The organism is Pseudomonas sp. LBUM1670 (assembly GCF_059695695.1).
The window spans coordinates 4,417,005-4,439,577 of the sequence record NZ_CP166783.1; the positions used below are offsets into that span (position 1 = coordinate 4,417,005).

General features: G+C 60.4%; 18 protein-coding genes and 1 pseudogene. 9 read left to right on the plus strand and 10 right to left on the minus strand.

What is annotated here, in order from left to right; genetic code table 11:
- Positions 1-94: 94 nt before the first annotated feature.
- The 10 genes from ACA073_RS20110 to edd all read right to left on the minus strand — a co-directional run bounded on the left by ACA073_RS20110 (position 95) and on the right by edd (position 12,731).
- Positions 95-1,441 (minus strand): carbohydrate porin, encoded by a 1,347-nt coding sequence (locus ACA073_RS20110; protein ID WP_497398939.1) that lies wholly within the window; start codon positions 1,439-1,441, stop codon positions 95-97.
- 159 nt (positions 1,442-1,600) lie between these two features.
- On the minus strand, positions 1,601-2,761 hold the full coding sequence (locus ACA073_RS20115) for an ABC transporter ATP-binding protein (protein ID WP_497398941.1): 1,161 nt from the start codon (positions 2,759-2,761) through the stop codon (positions 1,601-1,603).
- 4 nt (positions 2,762-2,765) lie between these two features.
- On the minus strand, positions 2,766-3,611 hold the full coding sequence (locus ACA073_RS20120) for a carbohydrate ABC transporter permease (RefSeq protein ID WP_497398943.1): 846 nt from the start codon (positions 3,609-3,611) through the stop codon (positions 2,766-2,768).
- Positions 3,604-4,512, minus strand: a complete 909-nt coding sequence (locus ACA073_RS20125; protein ID WP_007902369.1) for a carbohydrate ABC transporter permease — start codon at positions 4,510-4,512, stop codon at positions 3,604-3,606. Before ACA073_RS20125 ends, ACA073_RS20120 begins: the two co-directional genes overlap by 8 nt.
- A gap of 157 nt (positions 4,513-4,669) precedes the next feature.
- On the minus strand, positions 4,670-5,977 hold the full coding sequence (locus tag ACA073_RS20130) for an ABC transporter substrate-binding protein (protein WP_497398945.1): 1,308 nt from the start codon (positions 5,975-5,977) through the stop codon (positions 4,670-4,672).
- Positions 5,978-6,094: 117 nt separating this feature from the next.
- Complete coding sequence (locus ACA073_RS20135; protein ID WP_497398947.1) at positions 6,095-7,354, minus strand: D-mannose isomerase; 1,260 nt, start codon at positions 7,352-7,354, stop codon at positions 6,095-6,097.
- A 235-nt stretch (positions 7,355-7,589) separates the two neighbouring features.
- Positions 7,590-9,059, minus strand: coding sequence for an ATP-binding protein (locus ACA073_RS20140; protein WP_497398949.1), 1,470 nt, complete (start codon positions 9,057-9,059; stop codon positions 7,590-7,592).
- Entirely contained in the window at positions 9,049-9,780 is a 732-nt protein-coding gene (locus ACA073_RS20145; RefSeq protein ID WP_123409256.1) for a response regulator, read from the minus strand. Before ACA073_RS20145 ends, ACA073_RS20140 begins: the two co-directional genes overlap by 11 nt.
- A 177-nt stretch (positions 9,781-9,957) precedes the next feature.
- Positions 9,958-10,908 carry a glucokinase gene (locus tag ACA073_RS20150; protein WP_497398951.1) on the minus strand — a complete coding sequence of 317 codons (951 nt, stop codon included), beginning with the start codon at positions 10,906-10,908 and terminating at the stop codon, positions 9,958-9,960.
- Positions 10,905-12,731: a phosphogluconate dehydratase gene (edd, locus tag ACA073_RS20155; RefSeq protein ID WP_497398953.1), complete on the minus strand. Its 1,827-nt coding sequence runs from the start codon at positions 12,729-12,731 to the stop codon at positions 10,905-10,907. The genes ACA073_RS20150 and edd overlap by 4 nt, the downstream gene beginning before the upstream one ends.
- A 220-nt stretch (positions 12,732-12,951) precedes the next feature.
- Here edd and gap point away from each other — a divergent pair, with 220 nt between their 5' ends.
- From gap to ACA073_RS20200, 9 genes and pseudogenes are all read left to right on the plus strand, one after another.
- Positions 12,952-13,953, plus strand: coding sequence for a type I glyceraldehyde-3-phosphate dehydrogenase (gene gap, locus ACA073_RS20160; protein WP_497398955.1), 1,002 nt, complete (start codon positions 12,952-12,954; stop codon positions 13,951-13,953).
- A 70-nt stretch (positions 13,954-14,023) separates the two neighbouring features.
- A complete protein-coding gene (locus ACA073_RS20165) occupies positions 14,024-14,488 on the plus strand; it encodes a methylglyoxal synthase (RefSeq protein WP_497398957.1) in 465 nt (154 codons plus the stop codon).
- A gap of 77 nt (positions 14,489-14,565) precedes the next feature.
- Positions 14,566-15,084, plus strand: coding sequence for an RNA polymerase sigma factor (locus tag ACA073_RS20170; protein WP_497398959.1), 519 nt, complete (start codon positions 14,566-14,568; stop codon positions 15,082-15,084).
- A gap of 82 nt (positions 15,085-15,166) precedes the next feature.
- Complete coding sequence (locus ACA073_RS20175) at positions 15,167-16,132, plus strand: FecR family protein (protein WP_497398961.1); 966 nt, start codon at positions 15,167-15,169, stop codon at positions 16,130-16,132.
- Positions 16,133-16,254: 122 nt separating this feature from the next.
- On the plus strand, positions 16,255-18,843 hold the full coding sequence (locus ACA073_RS20180) for a TonB-dependent receptor (protein WP_497398963.1): 2,589 nt from the start codon (positions 16,255-16,257) through the stop codon (positions 18,841-18,843).
- A 114-nt stretch (positions 18,844-18,957) separates the two neighbouring features.
- Positions 18,958-19,566: a biliverdin-producing heme oxygenase gene (locus ACA073_RS20185; protein ID WP_497398965.1), complete on the plus strand. Its 609-nt coding sequence runs from the start codon at positions 18,958-18,960 to the stop codon at positions 19,564-19,566.
- A gap of 172 nt (positions 19,567-19,738) precedes the next feature.
- A complete protein-coding gene (locus ACA073_RS20190; RefSeq protein WP_497398967.1) occupies positions 19,739-20,134 on the plus strand; it encodes a YbaN family protein in 396 nt (131 codons plus the stop codon).
- A gap of 465 nt (positions 20,135-20,599) precedes the next feature.
- Positions 20,600-21,616 (plus strand): annotated as a pseudogene (locus ACA073_RS20195) (methyl-accepting chemotaxis protein); the annotation flags it as partial.
- Positions 21,617-21,718: 102 nt separating this feature from the next.
- Positions 21,719-22,474, plus strand: coding sequence for a methyl-accepting chemotaxis protein (locus ACA073_RS20200; RefSeq protein WP_497404163.1), 756 nt, complete (start codon positions 21,719-21,721; stop codon positions 22,472-22,474).
- Positions 22,475-22,573: the final 99 nt, after the last annotated feature.

Below are 22,573 nucleotides of genomic sequence, written 5' to 3' on the forward strand. Positions count from 1 at the left end.
CCGGAAATGCCCGATTGCTCACTCCCAAAAAAAAGCGGACAGCCTGGGCTGTCCGCAAAAATGCGCACATAGAGAGGAGCTTATCGCAACAGCGTTAGAACACCGACTGAATTTTCAGGCCGGCGACCAGCGCGTTATCGACTTCATCCACACCACCCGGGTGAGTGATGTATTGCAGGTTAGGACGCACGGTCAGCCAGTTGGTAACGTGGAAGCCGTAGTTGATCTCGTAGTTGTACTCGGTGGTACGCAGTGGCGAGAACAACGGATCTTCGTACTCGGTGACACCATTGGAGGCGTTGACCAACTCGGCGTTTTTCTTCACGTCATCGTTGACATGGATACGGGCGAAACCGATACCGACGTCATCTTTTGGACGCGCATCGAACGGGCCCTTGTACACAAGCATCAGCGACTGGTAGTTGTCGACGATGTTGGTGTCCTTGTCGTGGAACGTGGCGTTGGCTGAAACGGTCAGGCCGCGGCTCTTGTCACCGTTGTGGTCGGTCAGCTGTTGCTGTGCCACAAACCAGTAGCCGGATTTACTGTCGTGGCTGCGGTAAGCATTGCCGCTGGTGGCCGCGTCATTACCGTTGGCGTCTTCACGAACGTCATCGGCGTTGGCCGTGCTTTTGTAATAACCGACACGGTATTCGCCCGGCAGGTTGTTCGGGTTAGGCAACCAGACCAGTTCGACCGGCAACACGGTGCCTTTGGTACCACTGCCGCTGAGCTTGAAGCCGTTACCGTGCTCCAGTTGCGACGGGTTCTGGTTGTAGGCGCCGATCTGCGCATAGAACTCAGGCGAGATGTTGTACTTCACGCGGATCGCGGCCTGGCTGACCGGCCAGTTGTACCAGATGTTGGTCGCCCAGTTACCCACTTGGGAACCGCAGAACGCCAGGTTCTGGAACTCGCAAGGGAAGGTGTTGAAGTCTTCGCCTTCGCCGAAGTAACCGGCCTTGACGTCCAGTTTACCGTCGAGGAACTGGTGCTTGATCCACAACTGGGTCAGACGGACCATGTGACCACGGCCGTAGACTTCCTGGGAAGAACTCAAGGTGCCGGCACGCGGGTCGCCGACACGGTCATTGGAGATGTTCTCGCCGTTACGGTTGGTCAGCTGGATCTTCGCTTGGGTGTTATCCCAGCCCCACAACTTTTGCAGGTCCAGCGCCACGCCCAGGCCAAACTGGTCGGCATAACGCGCAGTCTTGTCGTTGTTGTAGCCGCCGTGGAGGTTGCCGCCCACTTCACCGACGTAGTCCATCTTGATGTCGATGCCCTGCTCGATCAGCCGCGTCCGCTCGCCACCCCAATCGCCGGTCATCCATTCGGAATCGGCGCTGAACGCGTCAGCCGCGTGCACACTGCCGGCCAGCATCATTGCTGCAATCGCTGACAACTGGCAGATAAGCTGAGCGTTGTTGTTCTTCTTCATCCCTACATCCTCGTTTTATTGTTATTAACTGTTTTTATCTAACGCGGTTTACATCCCCTGTGGGAGCGGGCTTGCTCGCGAAAGCGGTGTGTCAGTCGACATCTGTGTTAAATGACACACCGCTTTCGCGAGCAAGCCCGCTCCCACATTTTTTGATCTTCAGCGGCCTTTGAACTGGGCTACGTTGGCACTGTGAGCCTCGGTTTTCGGAACACCGGCCACCCCCAAACGCTCCCCGGTCTTGGCATCAAAAAGCAGCACTTTCGATGGATCGAACTGCAGGGTCAGGGTCTCGCCCACGGCCGGTGCAACGTCCGGCGCCAGACGGCAGCAGACCTTGGTGTCATTCAGATTCACGAACACCAGCGTGTCGGGACCGGTCGGCTCGGTGACCTGCACTTCCGCGCGAATGGTCGGCAAACCGTTCGGTTCGCTGCCCGCCAGCACGATCTGCTCAGGGCGCATGCCGAGGATCACTTCGCGGTCTTCCAAACCGGCGTCCTGCATGCCCAACGGCAATTCACAGCGCGCCTGGCCGCTGTCGAGCAGCGCCACCAGACGACCGTCCTTGCGCTGCAAGCGCAGGGGAATGAAGTTCATCGGCGGCGAACCGATGAAGCTCGCGACAAACAGGTTGGCCGGGTTGTTGTAGATGTCTTTCGGCGTGCCGAACTGCTGAATGATCCCGTCCTTCATCACCGCCACTTTGTCGCCCAGTGTCATTGCTTCGATCTGGTCGTGGGTCACGTAGACCGTGGTGGTTTTCAGGCGCTGGTGCATCAGTTTCATTTCGGTGCGCATCTCGACGCGCAGCTTGGCGTCGAGGTTGGACAGCGGCTCATCGAACAGATAAATCTTCGGCCGCCGCGCCAGGGCACGGCCCATCGCCACACGCTGTTGCTGACCACCGGAGAGCTGGCCGGGTTTGCGGCTGAGCAGGTGTTCGATCTGCAACAGCTTGGCCACACGGGCGACTTCTTCGTCGATTTCCGCGGTCGGCATTTTGCGAATCTTCAGGCCGAACGCGATGTTGTCACGCACGCTCATGGTCGGGTACAGCGCGTAGGACTGGAACACCATGGCGATGTCCCGGTCTTTCGGGCTCATGCCGCTGATGTCGGCGTCGTCCACCAGAATCGCGCCGCCGCTGATGTTTTCCAGACCGGCGATGCAGTTCATCAAGGTGGATTTGCCGCAGCCCGACGGGCCGACCAGGATCAGGAACTCACCGTCATCGATCTTCAGTTCGATGTTTTTCAGGGTGTCCGGCAAACCGGCGCCGTAGGTCTTGTTGACGTTGCGTAATTCGAGAGTTGCCATGTTTCTACCCCTTGACCGCGCCGGACGTCAGCCCACGCAGGAAATACTTGCCAGCGAATATGTAGACCAGCAGTGTCGGCAGCCCGGCGATCATCGCGGCGGCCATATCAACGTTGTATTCCTTGGCCCCGGTGCTGGTGTTGACCAGGTTGTTCAGGGCCACGGTAATTGGCTGGGCATCGCCACTGGCGAAGACCACGCCGAACAGGAAGTCATTCCAGATCTGGGTGAACTGCCAGATCAGGCAGACCATCACGATCGGGATCGACATCGGCAGCAGGATCTTCCAGAAAATCGTGAAGAAACCCGCGCCATCCAGGCGTGCCGCCTTGACCAGCGCATCCGGAATGCTCACGTAGTAGTTGCGGAAGAACAGTGTGGTGAACGCCAGGCCATAGACCACGTGCACCAGCACCAGACCGGTGGTGGTGTTCGCCAGGCCGAATTTGCCGAGGGTGAACGAGGCTGGCAGCAGCACGGTCTGGAACGGCAGGAAGCAGCCGAACAACAGCAGGCCGAAGAACAGCTGCGAGCCACGGAAGCGCCACATCGACAGCACGTAGCCGTTCATTGCACCGATGAAGGTGGAGATCAGAACGGCCGGCACGGTGATTTTCACCGAGTTCCAGAAGTAGCCGCCCACCACGTCCCAGGCCTTGATCCAGCCGATGCCGTCGATCACGGTCGGCCAGCTCAGCAGGTTGCCGGTGCGGATGTCTTCCGGGGATTTGAAACTGGTCAGCAGCATCACCACCAGCGGGATCAGGTACACCGCAGCGGCCAGCAACAGCGTTGCGTAAATCGCGATGCGACTGAAGCTGATCGCCGGTTTGCCAAGTTGATTACTCATGGCGTTTGCCTCGCAATTCGGAGTACAGGTACGGCACCAGAATCGCCAGGATCGCGCCGAGCATCATCATGGCGCTGGCCGAACCAATGCCCATCTGGCCACGGCTGAAGGTGAAGGAATACATGAACATCGCCGGCAGGTCGGACGAATAACCGGGTCCGCCAGCCGTCATCGCGGCCACCAGGTCGAAACTCTTGATCGCGATGTGCGCGAGAATCATGAAGGCGCTGAAAAACACCGGGCGCAGGCTTGGCAGAACGATCTTCAGGTAGATGGTCGGCAGGCTCGCGCCGTCGACTTGCGCGGCACGGATGATCGACTGATCGACACCACGAAGGCCCGCCAGGAACATCGCCATCACAAACCCGGAGGCTTGCCACACGGCAGCGATCACCAGGCAGTAAACCACGCGATCCTGATCCACCAGCCAGTCGAGACGGAAGCCTTCCCAGCCCCAGTCACGCAGCATCTTGTCCAGGCCCAGGCCCGGGTTGAGCAGCCATTTCCACGCCGTACCGGTGACGATCATCGAGAGCGCCATCGGGTACAGGTAAACGGTACGGATAAAGCCTTCCTTGCGAATGCGCTGATCCAGCAGCACCGCGAGGAACACGCCCAATACCAGGCTGATACCGATGAACATGCCGCCGAACACCGCGAGGTTCTTGCTCGCGACCCACCAGCGATCGTTGTCCATCAGGCGGATGTATTGCTGCAGGCCGACCCACTTGTAGCTCGGCATGAAGCTGGAATTGGTAAAGGACAGTACGAATGTCCAGATGATGTAACCGTAGAAACCAACCAACACGATCAGCATGCTCGGCGCGAGTACCAACTTGGGTAACCAGCGTTGCAGCGCATCGAACGGTGAGGCTTTGCTGAAAACCGCCACAGAGCTCATCGGGATAATCCTGGTGAAGAGGAAGTGATACCGGCACGGTGATCCCCGGTGGGAGCGGGCTTGCTCGCGAAGGCGTATCAGTCGACATCAATGTTGAATGTCAGTCCGCATTCGCGAGCAAGCCCGCTCCCACATGGGGGTCAGGCTGTGTCAGGAATTACTGGGCAGCTTTGACAGCCGATGCCAGTTGGGCGCTGGCCTTGGCCGGGTCAGCGTCCTTGTCGTTCATGAAGTTGGTGACCACGTCGAAGATCGCGCCCTGCACGGCCAGGGAAGTGGCCATGTTGTGCGCCATGCTCGGTTGCAGGCCGCCGGTCTTCTCGTCCGCCAGGAAGTCCTTGGCGGAGGTTTGAGCGCAGGCGTCGAAGCCGAGCTTGTCCATCTCGTTCAGCATGTCGGTACGGACCGGGATCGAGCCCTTGTTGATGCTGAAGACTTTCTGGAAGTCTGTGCCCAGAGCAACCTTGGCCAGGTCCTGCTGAGCAGCGATGTCGCCCTTGCGATCCGCTTTCAACTTGAATACAGCCATCGAGTCGATGTTGTAGGTGAAGGCTTTTTCGGTGCCCGGGAACGGCACGCACTGGTAGTCCTTACCAGCAACTTTCTTCGCTGCGGTCCATTCGCTTTTCGCCCAGTCGCCCATCATCTGCATGCCGGCCTTGCCGTTGATGACCTCGGCGGCAGCGATGTTCCAGTCACGACCGGCGCGGTTCGGGTCCATGTAGCCGGTGAGTTTTTTCAGCTCGGTGAACGACTGGGTCATCTCAGGCCCGGAGAGGGTTTTCTGATCCAGGTCTACCAGGGCTTTTTTGTAACCGTCGGCGCCCATGACCGAGAGCACCACGTCTTCAAACACGGTGCTGTCCTGCCAAGGCTGGCCACCGTGGGCGAGCGCGATGAAGCCGGCGGCTTTGAGCTTGTCGCCGGCGGCGTAGAATTCTTCGAGGGTGGTCGGGGCTTTGTCGATCCCGGCTTTCTTGAACACTTCCGGGTTGATCCACAGCCAGTTGACGCGGTGAATGTTCACCGGCACGGCGACGTAATCGCCTTCGTATTTCACGGTGTCGGAGACTTTCTTCGACAGCAGGTCATCCCACTTTTCCGACTTGGCGACGTCGGTCAGGGTGTCGGTGCTGAGCAGGCCAGTGCTGCCCCATTCCTGGATGTCCGGGCCCTTGATCTGGGCTACGCCCGGCGGGTTACCGGCGACGGCGCGGCTTTTCAGTACGGTCATGGCAGTGGAACCGCCACCCCCGGCGACTGCGCCGTCCTTCCAGGTGAAGCCGTCTTTTTCGACTTGAGCCTTGAGGACATCGACCGCTGCTTTTTCACCACCCGACGTCCACCAATGAACGACTTCCACTGAACCTTTGGAATCGGCGGCAAGGGCGCTGAGGGGAAATGCACTGAGGGGAAGCAGCGAAGCGAGAGAAATGACAGTAGCGAGGCGAGAAATCGCGTTCATCGAGAAGTACCTTTCTTGTTGTTATGCATGCAAGTCTGGTGCTTGCGCTGCATAGGATTTTAAACAGGAGTCGTCCCTTCGCAGGTAACGAAGGGACGCGTGAATGTCACCGCATGGTTACATAGAGCCGCTCTGGGACAACCTCGCCAAGGCAGTGGCCATGCTCGGCGCCAGCGGCAGGCGCGGAATCAGCACGGCTTGCCAGGCGTGATAAAGATCGGGTTTTCCGCCCCAGATATCGGCGCTCGGCTGGTTCTGCGGATTGAGTTCATGGTGCCAACTGCCATCGCAGCGATCGATGAAATGACGGTCACAAAACTCCCAGAACAGTCGGTACCAGCTTTCGTATTGCGCCTCGCCCGTGCGTTTGAGCAGCGCGCTGGCGGCGGCGCTGGCTTCGCAGTGGGTCCAGTGCAAACGATGGCGAACCACCGCGCGGTTGTCCCAATCGAGGGTGTAGACAATCCCGGGCAGCCCGTCGACATCCCAGCCGTGACGGCAGTTGTGCTCGAAGAGTTTTTGCGCGTCGGTGACGAGCCATCCCGGCGTCAGCATTCCGGCCTGCACCCGCGCCGCTTCAAGGTGCAGCAACAGTCGCGCCCATTCGAAGCCGTGGCCCGGCGTGGTGCCGTAAGGACGAAAACCGTCGGCCGGGTTGTCGTGGTTGTAGTCGCGCAACGGCTGCCAGTCGCGGTCGAAATGCTCGACCACCAAGTAGTCGTTGGCGGCAGCGTGACCGTGGATCACACGCTCGACAATGCGTTGCGCGCGGCACAACCAGCGATTGTCTCGAGTGACATCGGCCAAGGCGAGGAAGGCTTCGGTGGCGTGCATGTTGCTGTTGGCGCCGCGATAGCGCTCTTCTTCACTCCAGTCGCGACTGAAGGATTCGCGCATCGAGCCCTCCTCCTCGCTCCAGAAATGCGTGTCGATGATGTTGATCGCGTCATCGAGCAAGGCTTGTGCGCCGGGTCGTTGCGCGACCACGGCGGAACTGGCGGCCAGGGCGACGAACGCGTGCAGGTACGCCGCTTTGCCGGTGTTGCCGTCGCGGTGTTCAGGGGCGGCGAACCAGCCACCGTGTTCGGCATCCTTCAATGGGCCGCTGAGTGCCTGGACGCCGTGATCGACCATCTCGGCGAAACCCGGCATGCCCTGGATATGCGCCATGGCAAAGCTATGGGTCATGCGCGCGGTGTTCATGGTTTCGGCGTGGGCGTTGGTCGGGAGACGGCCCTTTTCATCGAGATTGCCGAAACCTTCGGCAAGCTTCGACGCCTTGGCAAACGCCAGCAGGCGCAGGCCCTCGGCGGCGAGCCATTGCTGATGGGCCGGCGCGTTCAGCCAGCTGCTGAAGGCGGGTTGGAAGGTGTCCATGGGGTGCCTTTTTTGTTGTTATGACTGCGGGCAGTCTAAACAACGGGCGGTGGCGGGCTTGTAACGAAGGGGGCGAGTTATGTCACCAACCTGTGACATTTACCTTGAGGAATATGTTGAATCAAATGACGCCTTCGCGAGCAAGCCCGCTCCCACATTCAACTGCATTCCTTCAGAAGAAACTCGGTTGAATGTGGGAGCGGGCTTGCTCGCGAAGAACGATAACGCGGTCTAATTAGTCAACACTACGAGGCAACTGCAACGTCACCCGCAACCCGCCTTCACGCAGGTTTTGCAAACTGACCTCCCCGCCATGACTATGCGCAATGTTGCGCGCAATCCCCAACCCCAACCCATACCCCTGCTGCTGCCCGGCCAAGCGGAAGTGCGGCTCGAACACCTGCTCCAGCCGCTGCTCCGGCACACCCGGCCCTTCGTCATCGACATGCAGGACAAACGCGTTCTCATCGTCATCGATATGCAGATGCGCGTTCTGTCCGTACTTCAAGGCGTTGTCGATCAGGTTGCCGATGCAGCGCTTGAGCGCCAGCGGTTTGCCCGGGTACGCCGCCATCGCCCGGCCCTGCTGGGTCACACGGCCATTACCGGTGGGCGCCAGATACGGCTCCACCAGGCAATCGAGCACATGGTTGAGGTCCACCGGCTCGATGTTTTCGTGGATGTCGGTGTCTTTCACGCATTGCAGGGCGCCCTTGACCAGCAGCTCCAGCTCATCCAGATCGCGGCCGAACTTGGCTTGCAGCTTTTCGTCTTCGAGCAATTCGACACGCAGTCGCAAGCGGGTAATCGGCGTACGCAAATCATGGGAGATCGCGCTGAACAACTGGCTGCGTTCAGTCAGGTATCGGCTGATGCGTTCGCGCATGGCGTTGAACGCGCGGCCCACTTCAACCACTTCACTGCCACCGCCCTCTGCCACCGGCTCGACTTCCGCACCGAGGGACATGTCCCGCGCCGCCCGCGCCAGACGTTTGAGCGGCCGGCTCTGCCAGTGCACCAGCAGGCCGATAAACAACAGCAAAAAGCCGCTGGTGAGGACGATGAACCAGACTTGCTGCGCCGGCAGGCCTTGCTCTTCAAGGCTGGTGTAGGGCTCGGGCAACAGCGAAGCGATGTACAACCACTCGCCCGGCGCCATCTGGATTTGCGTGACCAGCACCGGCGGATTCACCGGCTCGAGCGTCAACGCGTAATGCGCCCAGGAGCGCGGCAACTCATCGAGTTTCAGGCCACCGTTGAAAATCCGCAGATCTTCGGGACTCACGAAGGTCACCGAAATATCCGTGTCCTGGCCGAGCGACTGGCGCAGCACTTCGTCCACCGCTTTGAGCACCGCTTCTTTGCGCGGGGTGATCGGCAGCACTTCCATGCCCAAAGGCTTGTCGTTCAGGGTCACCACAAAACGGGTGCCGCCCATGCTGCGCAACTGGTCGAGCACCAGCGGCCTGAACGCGACCGGCAGCGAGCGAAAGTAACTGACGCTGGCGGTCATCGAATGGGCGAGGCTGCGGGCGCTGGTGACCAGGCCTTCCAGCTGTGTGGCGCGCAGTTGCGAGACCCAGATCACGCTCGACAACGCCTGGGCGAACAGCACCGCCAGCAGGGTCAGCAACAACATCCGCCCGAGCAGCGAACGTGGCACTGGCACCTTTGCCGCAAGCTTGCGGAAAAACTCAGTGACCATTGCTGGCAACCACATTGGCTGCCAGTTGGTAGCCACTGCCGCGCACGGTGCGGATCAGCCGTGGCGGTTTTTCGGTATCGCGCAGGCGTTGGCGCAAACGGCTGACCGCCATATCGACGATGCGATCCAGCGGCATCAGATCGCGGCCACGGGTGGCGTTGCCGATAGTGTCGCGGTCGAGGATTTCCTGCGGGTGATCGAGGAACAGTTTCAGCAGGGCGAAATCGGCGCCGGAGAGAATCACTTCTTCGCCGTCGATGTGGAACAGCCGATGGCTGACCATGTCCAGCCGCCAGTCATCGAAGGCCAGCACTTCGCTGCCGGAACGTTCCTGACCGAACTGCGCGCGACGCAACAAGGCTTTGATGCGCGCCTGCAATTCACGGGGACTGAAGGGTTTGCCAAGGTAATCGTCGGCGCCCAGTTCCAGACCGATGACGCGGTCGGCTTCGTCGGAGCTGGCGGTGAGCATGATGATCGGCACCTGCGCCTGACGCGGGTGCTGGCGAATCCAGCGGCAGAGGCTGAAGCCGTCTTCGTCGGGCAGCATCACGTCGAGGATCACCAGATCGCTCGGCGCGTCGTTCATGGCTTGCCGGAAACCGGCGCCGTCGGGCGTGGTACGCACCTGAAAACCCGCGCGGGTCAGGTAGGTGTCCAGCAACTCGCGTATCTCTTGATCGTCATCGACCAACAAAATCGACTTGTTGACTGAGCTCACGGGGCGGCGTCCTTGTTGTTTGAATGGGCGGATTATGCCTTAAGCACCGATTTTACAAACACCACAAAACCAGTGTGGGAGCGGGCTTGCTCGCGAAAGCGGTGTGTCAGTCAACGAATGTGTTGAATGTTAAACCGTCTTCGCGAGCAAGCCCGCTCCCACATTTTTGATCGCATTTCAGGTCTGGTCGAGCGCCACACCCGCGCCAACCAACCCGGAATACGGCGCCGTCACCAGCCACACCGGTATCCCCTTGAAGTAATCGCTCATGCAGCCCTTGTCGGCAAAGCACCGCGCAAAACCGCTTTCAAGGAAGAAATCGGCAAACCGCGGAATCACTCCACCGACGATAAACACGCCACCGCGCGCGCCTGTGGTCAGCACGTTGTTGCCGGCCACGCGGCCGAGCCAGCAGCAGAACTGTTCCAGCACTTCCAGCGCAATCGGATCGCCTGCCAAACCGGCTGCCGTAATGGCTTCCGGCGTTTCGAGCACAGGCGTGTGACCGTCCACCGCGCAGATCGCCCGATAGACGCGCGGCAAACCGCTGCCGCTCAACGCCGTTTCAGCGCTGACATGGCCGATCTCGTTGAAGATGTGCTGCCACAGCTGAGTTTCCCGCGGGCTGCTCAGGGGTAGATCGACGTGACCGCCCTCGCCCGGCAACGCAGCGAAACGGCCTTCACCCAAGTCGAGCAACGTGCCAACACCCAGGCCGGTGCCCGGACCAATCACTACCGCCGGGCGCAACGGCTCCGGCGTGCCTTCGCAAACCACGCGGAATTCGCCCGGTTGCAAACGGGTCATGCCCAGCGCCATCGCCGAGAAGTCGTTGACCAGCAGCAGTTGATCGACCTGCAAGGTCTGGCAGAACGCCTTGCGACTGAGGCGCCAGTGATTGTTGGTGAACTTGAATTCATCACCACTCACCGGGCCGGCCACCGACAGGCACACCGAACCGATCGAACCCAACGCCAGACCGAGCCCGCTCAGGTAGAGCGCAATCGCCTCCTCCGGGCTGGCATGATCCGCCGTCGCCAGCACCTGAACCGATTCCAGCTGCTGGTTTTTCCACAACGCGAAACGTGCGTTGGTCCCACCGATGTCACCGACCAAAGCCAGTTTCAATTAAGCGTCTCCAGGGCAGAAGTAAAGGCGCTGGCGCCCTGCTCTGCGGAGCTGAAGGCCATGCGCATGAAACCAAACAGCTCGCGACCGCTGCCAATGTTGTTGCCCAACAGGCCCTTGGCAGGTTCGCGCGCGGCGAATTCGTCGGCGTCCACCTTAAGCTCCAGGATGCCTTTGACGCCATCGACGCGGATGATATCGCCCTCTTGCACCCGCGCCAAAGCGCCGCCCACGTACGCTTCAGGACTGACGTGAATCGCCGCCGGGATTTTCCCCGAGGCGCCGGACATGCGCCCGTCGGTGACCAGCGCGACTTTGAAGCCGCGATCCTGCAGCACACCGAGGAACGGCGTCATTTTGTGCAGTTCAGGCATGCCATTGGAGCGCGGGCCCTGGAAGCGCATCACCGCGACAAAATCCTTCTCCAGCAAACCGGCCTTGAACGCATCGGCCAGATCCTGTTGATCCTGGAACACCATCGCTGGCGCTTCGACGACCTGGTTTTCCAACGCGACCGCCGAAACTTTCATCACGCCACGACCGAGGTTGCCTTCCATCACGCGCAAACCGCCTTCCGGCGAGAATGCGCGCGCCACCGGACGCAGGATGTTTTCGTCGAGGCTTTCAATCGGGCCTTCGCGCCAGACCAGTTCACCGTTATCGAGGAACGGCTCTTTGGTATAGCGGCTCAGGCCGTGGCCGAGCACGGTGTTGACGTTTTCGTGGAGCAGCCCGGCTTCCAGCAGCTCGCGGATCAGGAAGGACATGCCGCCCGCGGCCTGGAAGTGGTTGATATCCGCTTTGCCGTTCGGGTAGACGTGGCTCAGGGTCGGCACGACTTCGGAGAGGTCGGCCATGTCCTGCCAGGTCAGTTGAATGCCCGCTGCCATCGCGATGGCCGGCATGTGCAATGTGTGGTTGGTCGAACCGCCGGTGGCGTGCAGCGCCACGATCGAGTTGACCAGCGAGCGCTCGTCGACGATTTCGCCGATCGGCATGAAGTCGCCGTTCTGCTTGGTCAGGCGCGTGACCTGGTGAGCCGCCTCGCGAGTCAGGGCATCGCGCAGGGGTGTGTTCGGGTTGACGAAAGAGGCGCCCGGCAAGTGCAAGCCCATGACTTCCATCAGCAACTGGTTGGTGTTGGCGGTGCCGTAAAAGGTGCAGGTGCCGGGGCTGTGGTAGGACTTCATTTCCGATTCCAGCAACTCTTCGCGCGAGGCCTTGCCTTCGGCATAGCGCTGACGCACATCGGCTTTCTGCTTGTTGGAAATGCCCGAGACCATCGGCCCGCCCGGCACGAAGATCGTCGGCAGATGACCGAAGCGCAACGCGCCCATCATCAGGCCCGGCACGATCTTGTCGCAGATGCCAAGCATCAGCGCGCCGTCGAACATGTTGTGGGAAAGGGCAACAGCGGTGGACAGCGCGATCACTTCACGGCTCGGCAGGCTCAGTTCCATGCCCGGCTCGCCCTGGGTCACGCCATCGCACATGGCCGGGGTGCCGCCGGCGAACTGGCCGACGGAACCAATCTCGCGCAAGGCTTTTTTGATCAGTTCAGGGAAGACTTCGTACGGCTGGTGCGCCGAGAGCATGTCGTTATATGACGAAACAATCGCGATGTTGGCGGAGTTCATCATCCGCAGGCTGTTCTTGTCTTCGGTGCCGCAACCGGCCACGCCATGGGCGAAGTTGGCGCATTGCAGCTTGCCGCGCATCGGACCGTCGCTGGCCGCACCGCGAATGAGCGCAAGGTAAGCCTCGCGTGTTGCACGGCTGCGGGCGATAAGCCGTTCGGTGACCTCAAGGACGCGGGGATGCATGTGTAGAACTCCAGGCTAACGGATGTGGCGACCTGATTGTCTATGCTGAACAAGCGCCGTTGTCGATGGGATGACAGACGGTTTTCTTGATCGGTCGGACCAGTTGATTCAGGTCACTCGTTGTAGATTGAACAAAATATTGCCATTAAAAAGGCTTGTTTTCTATTTTTATGCGAATAATCTTGTAATTCCAACAACAAAACGACGGCGGCCCTGTTAAATGACTCTTCGAATCGCAATCAATGGTTTTGGCCGTATTGGCCGCAACGTCCTGCGTGCACTGTATACCCAAGGTTATCGCCAGGATCTGCAGATCGTTGCCATCAACGATCTGGGCGACAGCGCGATGAACGCTCATCTGCTCAAGTACGACACCGTTCACGGCACGTTCGATGCCGATGTCCAGCACGATCAGGAAAGCCTGACCGTCAATGGCGACCGTATTTCCGTCAGCGCCATTCGTAACCCGGCCGACCTGCCCTGGGCCGCTGAAAAGATCGATGTCGTGTTCGAATGCACCGGTCTGTTCACCGACCGGGCCAAAGCCGCTGCGCATATTACGGCCGGCGCTCGCAAAGTGATTATCTCGGCCCCGGCCAAAGGCGCCGACGCCACTGTGGTTTATGGGGTGAACCACGACATTCTGCGCCAGTCCCACCAGATTATTTCCAACGCGTCGTGCACCACTAACTGCCTGGCTCCGGTAGCCCAGGTGCTGCACCGCGAGTTGGGCATCGAAAGCGGTTTGATGACCACGATTCACGCCTACACCAACGACCAGCACCTGACTGACGTCTACCACACCGACCCGTACCGCGCCCGTTCGGCCACCCAGAACATGATCCCGAGCAAGACCGGCGCCGCCGAAGCGGTCGGCCTGGTGCTGCCGGAACTGGCGGGCAAACTGACCGGTATGGCAGTGCGCGTTCCGGTGATCAATGTCTCGCTGGTGGACCTGACCGTGCAGCTGAAACGAGAAGCGAGCGCTGACGAAGTGAACGCGCTGCTCAAAGAAGCCAGCCAGCATTCGAAGATTCTCGGTTACAACACCCTGCCGCTGGTTTCCAGTGACTTCAACCACAACCCGCTGTCGTCGATTTTCGACGCCAACCACACCAAATCCAGCGGCAAGCTGCTCAAGGTACTGGCCTGGTACGACAACGAATGGGGCTTCTCCAACCGCATGCTCGATAACTGCCTGGCGCTGTGCAACGCCGAGTAAGCGAAGCTGACGAGTAGGAGCTGCCGAAGGCTGCTCCTACAGGACGCATTAAGCCTTGGAGCAACAGCCCATGATCGGTATCAGCTTTACGCAAAAGACCGTGGCGGCGCGCAAGCGTATCGCCTTGGTCGCCCATGACCACTGCAAGGTGTTTTTACTGGACTGGGCCGAGCGGCACAAAGACAAGCTCGCGCAACATGAACTGGTCGCCACCGGCACGACGGGGCTGTTGTTGCAACAACGCCTCGGCCTGCCGGTGGAAAGCATGATCAGCGGCCCGTTGGGCGGCGACCAGCAACTCGGCGCGCGAATCGCCGAGCAGCGCGTCGACATGCTGGTGTTCTTCTGGGACCCGTTCGAACCGCAGCCTCACGATCCGGATATCAAGGCGTTGCTGCGGGTCGCTGCAGTCTGGAACATTCCGGTAGCGTGCAACGAATGCAGCGCCGACTACCTGCTCAGCAGCCCGTTGATGGATCAGGCGCACTCACAGCGCATCCCGGACTACGCGACTTACCTGCTGGGCCGGGCATAAACCTTCACAATTCAATCCTTGACCACCCGAGCGGATGATAAGCATTATCATTCGCTCGAAATGGATCAGGTCCTCCCGTGAGTCAATCACGCTTCAATCACGTCTTCATCGCCCAGCGGGTTTCTCTGCTGCGCACGTTGGAGCGAATGGTCAACAATCACAGCACCGCCGAAGACCTCCTGCAGGAAACCTACCTTCGCGTGACCCGGGCGCTCAGCGAACGGACCATCGAACACCTTGAACCCTTCGTTTTCCAGACCGCCCGCAACCTGGCGCTGGACCATCTGCGTGCGCGGCGCATTCAGTCGCGCACGATGCTCGACGACGTCCCGCCGGACGTGCTGGAAAGCATCGCCGCCCCCGCCAGCAGTGCCGAGGACGCCGCCCATGCCGAACAATTGCTGGAGCGTTTGAACGTGAGCCTCGGTGAGCTCAGTGCCCGTCAGCAACAGATCTTCATCCTCAGTCGTCTGCACGGGCACAGTTATCTGGAGATTTCCGAAAAGCTCGGTGTGTCGTTGAGCACTGTGCAAAAGGAGTTGAAGCTGATTATGGCCATCTGCATCGGTGTCGCCGAGCGGGTAAACGGCGACTGAGCACGCAAGGCTTTGCTAACCTTGCCCATCTTCAAGCTTCACTAAAAAAACAGCCGTGCAAAGACACTGCCGAGGAAACACCGTGACGGACATCCACCGTTCCCCTCCGCCCTCCCCGGTGCGGGACGCCGCAAGCGCGATGGACCAGGCTTTGGACTGGTTGATCGTCATGGGCAGTCCGAGCGAAGAACAGACTCGCCAGTTCCACGAATGGCTGGATACCGATCCTTTGCATGCACAAGCGTTCGCCAAGGCCCAAGCGATCTGGGATGGCCCACAAGTCGTGCAATGTGCGCAAAACCTGGCCGCCCTGCCACCCAAAGTGACCGTGCTGTCGCGCCTGCGCCCGCACTGGAAACCGCTGGCCACCGCCGCCGTGCTGATCCTCGGTGTGTTCAGCTTCAGCAATTTGCCGATGCGCCTTCAGGCCGATCACTTGACCGTGGTTGGTGAACGCCAACGCCTGCAACTGGAAGACGGTTCGAAGGTCCTGCTCAATACCAATTCGGCGTTCTCCAGCACCATCAATGATCAAAGGCGTGTCGCACGTTTGTATCAGGGCGAGGCGTTTTTCGAAGTGCCGGCCCATCTCGGCCAGCCATTGGAAATCGACGCCGGCCCGGTGAAAGCCAGCGTGCACGACACGGCGTTCGCGGTGCGTTATCTCGACGGCGTGGCGCAGGTTCGGGTGCAGCGTGGCGATGTCGATTTGCTGGCAACCCGTGACAACGCACGGATCCGCTTGTCCGCCGGCGAGAGCATCAGCATCGGCCCCAACGGTTTCGACCGGCCCGCCAAGCTCGATGCCGCGACCGACCTGGCCTGGGTCCAGGGCCGGCTGGTGTTCGAGAACTGCCCGCTGAGCCAGGTGCTGGCGGAGCTGCGGCGTTACTATCCGGGCTGGATCATCAACAACAACGACCAGTTGGCGAACGTCGCCGTGACCGGCAATTACCGTCTCGATCAGCCGCTGGACGTGGTCCGGTCGCTGGCGCACATCACCTCGGCACGGCTCCAGGAATTCCCGGCGCTGGTGATCCTGAACTAAATGAGAATTATTTTTACTCGATAGCTGAAGCTCGTACGTCTCGTTATAGCCAATGCAATTGATTCGCATCTTTGGATGCCAATCAGCACCTATAAAGATTCGTGCGACACGGAGCGCTATCGATGTCCTCTCGCCTTACCCGCCACTCTTCCTCACCGTCCCGCGTGCTCTCGCTGTTGACCGCCGCCATCCTGATGGCCGGCAGCGCGCCGCTCATGGCCGCCACCGCCGCCGAGCAGCCGGCGCGCAACATGGGCGATTACGCGTTCGCCATCCCGCAACAGTCGCTGGTCTCGGCACTCAACGCCTTCACGGCGGTGACGGGCTGGCAGGTCGGCTTGCCGGCCGAACTGGCGCAAGGCGTAGCCTCGCCGGGTGCGCGAGGGTCCTTGTCGCCGGAGAAAGCCCTGGATCGCCTGTTGGTGGGGACCAACCTGAGCTATCGCAAACTGGGCAACCACAACATCGTCCTGGAGAAGCGCCTGAGCAGCGGCGCCCTCAACCTGCAACAGGTGACCATCAGCGCCACCCGTCAGGAACAAAGCATTGAAAGCGTGCCGGGCACCGTCACAGTTCACACCCGCGAAGAGCTGGACCGCAACAACGTCAACACCATCAAGAACCTGGTGCGCTACGAACCGGGTGTTTCGGTGGGCGGCGCCGGTCAGCGCGGCGGGATCAGCGGCTATAACATCCGCGGTATCGACGGTGACCGGATCCTGACCCAGGTCGACGGCGTCGAAGTACCCAACGACTTCTTCAACGGCCCCTACGCCAAGACCCAGCGCAACTACGTCGACCCGGAAATCATCAAACGCGTCGAAATCCTCCGCGGCCCGGCCTCGGTGCTCTACGGCAGCAACGCCATCGGCGGCGCGGTCAGCTATTTCACCCTCGATCCGGATGACATCATCAAGCCCGGCAAAGACGTCGGCGCCCGCCTGAAAACCGGCTACAGCTCCGCCGACGACAGCTGGCTGAAGTCCGCCACCGTGGCCGGCCGCGCCGATCAGTTCGATGGTTTGCTGCATTACAGCCAGCGCGACGGTCACGAAACCGAATCCTATGGCAGCAACAACGGTACCGGCCTGGCGCGCACCGCCGCCAACCCGGAAGACGTGCGCACTTCCAATGTGCTGGCCAAGATTGGCTGGAACTACAACGAAGATTCGCGCCTTGGCCTGACTTACGAAAAGTACAAGGATGATCGTGACACCGATCAGAAAAGTGCCTACGGCGGTCCGTACGACGCAGGCAAGCCTATTAATCCAAGCTTCCTGCCCGGCGGCATGTATCAGTGGCGCACCGGTAACGACACCATCACCCGCGAGCGCTTCGGCCTGGAACACAGCTTCGCCCTCGACAGCCTGCTGGTGGACAACGTCAAGTGGAGCCTGAACCATCAGGTGGCCAAGACCGACCAGAGCACCGAAGAGTACTACTACCCGTTCTCACGCAAAGTGCTGCGTACCCGGGAAACCCTTTACGAAGAAAAGCAGTGGGTGTTTGACGCACAACTGGACAAGGCTTTCAGCATTGCCGACACCGAGCACCTGCTGACCTACGGCACCACGCTCAAGCAACAGAAAGTCACCGGCTCGCGCAGCGGCAACGGCACCTGCCTAGCGGTCTTTGGCAGTTGCCGAACCGTTGGCGCCGTCAGCCCACTGGACGTACTGAAAAAGTCCAGCGACTTCCCGGACCCGACCGTCAACACCTACAGCCTGTTCGCCCAGGATCAGATCAGCTGGGACAAATGGACCTTCCTGCCGGGCCTGCGCTACGACTACACCGAGCTCCAGCCGCACATCACCCAGGAATTCATGAACACCGTTGCGGCCGATGGCCGTGGCACCGTCAGCAACGAGACCAAGACCTGGCACCGCGTGTCGCCGAAATTCGGCCTGACCTACGCCCTGACCGACCACTACACCTGGTACGGCCAGTACGCCGAAGGTTTCCGCACGCCGACGGCCAAGGCGTTGTACGGGCGCTTCGAGAACACCACCACCGGTTATCGCGTGAAACCGAACCCGAACCTCGAGCCGGAAACCAGCCAAGGCTTCGAAACCGGGCTACGCGGTAATTTCGAGTCGGGTTCCTTCGATGTGGCCGTGTTCTATAACAAGTACCGCGATTTCATCGAAGAAGATGCCATCACCCCGGGTTACAGCGAGCAGACCTTCCAGAGTGCCAACATCAAGCACGCCACCATCAAGGGCGCAGAGGTCAAGGGCCGTCTGAACCTCGACGCTTTCGGCGCGCCACAAGGTCTGTATACCCAGGGTTCGGTGGCCTACGCCTACGGTCGCAACAATGACAACGGCGAACCGATCAACAGCGTCAACCCGCTGACCGGCGTGTTCGGCCTCGGATACGACCAGGACAACTACGGTGGCTTGCTCAGCTGGACGCTGGTGAAGAAGAAAAATCGCGTCGACGACAGCAACTTCAAGTCGCCGGACGGCGTCAGCAGCCAGTTCAAGACGCCGGGCTTCGGCGTGCTGGACCTGACCGGTTTCTACAAAGTGACCGACGACGTGACCGTCAGCGCCGGGGTCTACAACCTGACCGACAAGAAGTACTGGTTGTGGGATGACGTGCGCGGTTACGACGGCGTCGGCGAGGCTTCGGTCATCAGCCCGGCCAATCTTGATCGCTTGACTCAGCCGGGTCGCAACGTTGCGGTCAATCTGGTCTGGGACATCTGATCCTGCCCACCTCGCTGCGCGGTTTTAATAGAACCGCACAGTGAGGTTTTTTTACGCTCAGGCGTCTTCTTGTTCGTCTCGTTACCAAGCGCCTCTTTTCTTCAAGGATTTCTCATGACTACCCAGGACACTGCTCAACGCCCGGCTTTGCGCTCGCAACGTTTGAATCAGGTTACCAACGAGCCACACACCAGACTCGATGCACTGGTGAAAGCTCACGCACCGTTCGAAACCCGGGCCAATTTCGCCCGCTTCGTGGTTGCGCAGTATTTGTTTCAGTCGGAACTGGTGGGGCTGTACAACGATGCCGAACTGATCGCCATCGTTCCTGACCTGCCGGCGCGCTGCCGTGCCGAAGCGGCCAAGGCTGACCTGGCTGATCTGGAAACGGAAGTGCCGGCGCCCGTCGCCGGAGCCGTGAGTCACCCGAGCAAAGCCGAAGCACTAGGCTGGCTGTTTGTTTCCGAAGGTTCGAAGCTTGGCGCGGCGTTCCTGATCAAGCGTGCAGTTGGCTTGGGCCTTAGCGAAACCTTCGGCGCCCGTCATCTCGGCGAACCGGCCGGTGGCCGCGCTGAAGGCTGGAAAAGTTTCGTCAAAACCCTGGATAGTCTGGAGCTCACCGAGCAGGAAGAAGCCGAGCTGGATAAAGGCGCCGTCGCTGCGTTCAACCGCTTTACTGTTCTGCTGGAACAGGCCTACGCCACCACCCCCGAACTCGCCTGACTGAATGCGATCCTGTGGGAGCGGGCTTGCTCGCGAAGGCGTAGGGTCAGCCGACATCAATGTTGACTGTCACACCGCCTTCGCGAGCAAGCCCGCTCCCACAGGAAATGCGTACATTCAAGACTCCATCAAAACCTGCCGATGTGCGCCGTACTGGTCACCCTAAGCCCCCATGTCTCGCCCAGCTGCCTCAAAACTATCCCGCCTGCTGTTCGGCGCACTCGCCTACATCAGCCTCGCCATCGGCCTGATCGCCATCGTCGTACCGGGCTTGCCGACCACCGAGTTCATCCTCCTGGCCGCCTGGGCCGCGACCAAGAGCTCGCCGCGCCTGAGTGCCTGGCTGGAAAACCATCGGTTGTTCGGCCCGATCCTCGTTAACTGGCGCAACGGCAAGATCGTCGCGCGTCGGGCCAAAGTCAGCGCCTCCGTCAGCATGCTGCTGTGCGCCGGACTGATGCTTTTCATGCTTGATCACGGCTGGCCGGTTTATCTCGCCATCGCCGGCATGAGCCTGGGCAATCTGTGGATCTGGTCACGACCGGAATCATTGCCGCAATCCTCCTGAAACACACCGCGATTTTTCCCTGTTTTACCGCGCTTTTCGGCACATTTTTCCGCGCAAACGTTCAACCATGACCGCTCGTCGGAGCCACCTTCATGCATCCTCCTCCCACGCCGATGGGCAGTGAATGGCGCTGAAGGGATTTGGCGAACCGGGTCGACCTCGACTCACAGCCAACACTTCATTCATTCGCGAGTTCGTCCTATGTTCGACTCTCTGTCCATCCGCCTGAAAATCGTTTTGCTCTCCGGTCTCTGCCTGCTGGGCGTGGTCGTCCTGATCGTCAGCATGAACTTCTACCAGACCAACCAGAACGATGAACTGGTCAGCGCCTCCAGCAGCAAAATGCTCACCGACAGCGTGCAGAACCTGCTTCAGGCCAAGGCTGCCGAACAAGCCGTGCGGGTGCAGAAAACGTTCGGCGAAAGCCTGCTGGTGGTAACTGCCCTGGCAGACCAGATCAAGGACATGCGCACCCTGGCCGCGAAGCGCTCGCTTGAGGCCGGTGCCCTGCGTGAAGAGTTGAACCAGAGCCTGAAAACCGCGTTCGAGCGCAACAGCAAAGTGCTGGGAATCTGGCTGGCGTTCGAACCCAACGGCCTCGACGGCAAGGACAGCGAGTTCGCCAATGACGCCGCTCGCCAGTCCAACGAAGCCGGTCGCTTCGCCAGTTACTGGAGCCGCGCCGGTGGTGCCGGGCTCAACACGATCATGGTCGAAGACGACATGACCAAAACCACCTTGAGCCTCAGCGGCACCCCTTACAACAGCTGGTACACCTGCCCCCGCGACAGCAAGCGCACCTGCCTGCTGGACCCGTATGCCGACACCGTCGGCGGCAAGGAAATGCTGATGACGACCATTTCCGTACCGCTGCTGGTGGACGGCAAATCCATCGGCGTGGTTGGCGTGGACATCGCCCTCGACGCCCTGCAGGCAGCGGCTGTCGATTCCCAGCGTGATCTGTTCAACAGCGCCGGGCACATGCTGATTGTCTCCGGCAGCGGCGTGCTCGCCGGTTACAGCGTCGACGCAAGCAAGGTCGGCAAAAGCATCGGTGAGACTCTGGGTGCGGAAGGCAAGGATGTCCTGCAATTGCTCAGCGGTGGCGCACCGAAAATCCTCGAACAAGGCGACTTGATCCGTGCGGTGTACCCGGTCAGCCCGATCAGCGATTCCAAAGCCTGGGGCGTGGTGATCGACCTGCCGAAACAAGTGCTGCTGGCCGATTCGGTGAAGCTGCAAACGGTACTCGATGACGCCCAGCAAAGCGGCACGATCGAAGCGGTGCTGGTGGCCGTCGCTGCTGGGCTCGTGGGTCTGTTGCTGATCTGGCTCACCGCGTCGGGCGTGACCCGACCAATCAACAGCGTGGCCGAGATGCTCAAGGCGATCGCCAGCGGCGACGGCGACCTGACGCAGCGTCTGCACTACGGCAAGAAAGATGAACTGGGCGAACTGGTGAGCTGGTTCAACCGCTTCCTCGACAAGCTGCAACCGACCATCGCGCAGATCAAACAGAGCATCACCGACGCCCGCAGCACCGCCGACCAGTCTTCTGAAATCGCCCGCCAGACCAGCGAAGGCATGCAGGTGCAGTTCCGCGAAATCGACCAGGTGGCCACTGCGTCCAACGAAATGAGCGCCACCGCTCATGACGTCGCCAACAGCGCCTCGAACGCGGCAAACGCGGCCAAAGGTGCGGATCAATCGGCCCGCGATGGCATGTCGATCATCGAACGCAGCACCCGTGACATCAATCAACTGGCCGACGAAGTCAGCAAGGCTGTGACCGAAGTCGAAGCATTGGCGGTCAACAGCGAGCAGATCGGTTCGGTACTGGAAGTGATCCGCAGCATCGCCGAACAGACCAACTTGCTGGCACTCAACGCCGCCATCGAAGCGGCCCGGGCCGGGGAAAGCGGTCGTGGCTTTGCGGTGGTGGCCGACGAAGTGCGCAACCTGGCCAAACGCACCCAGGATTCGGTGGAAGAAATCCGCCACGTCATCGAACGCATCCAGACCGGCACCCGCGGCGTGGTCGCCACCATGCACTCAAGCCAGACCCAGGCCCACAGCAACGCCGGGCAGATCCAGCAAGCGGTCCAGGCGTTGAGCAAAATCAGCGACGCGGTCACCGTGATCAGCGACATGAACCTGCAAATCGCCAGCGCCGCCGAACAGCAAAGCGCCGTGGCCGAAGAGGTCAACCGCAACGTCTCGGCGATCCGCACCGTCACCGAAACCCTGACCGGCCAAGCCACCGAATCGGCGCAGATCAGCAGCCAGCTCAATTCCCTGACCAACCATCAGATGAAACTGATGGATCAGTTCCGGGTGTAGAGAACCACCACAAATCCCTGTGGGAGCTGGCTTGCCTGCGATAGCGGTGTGTCAACCAACTTAGATGTCGGCTGACACACCGCTATCGCAGGCAAGCCA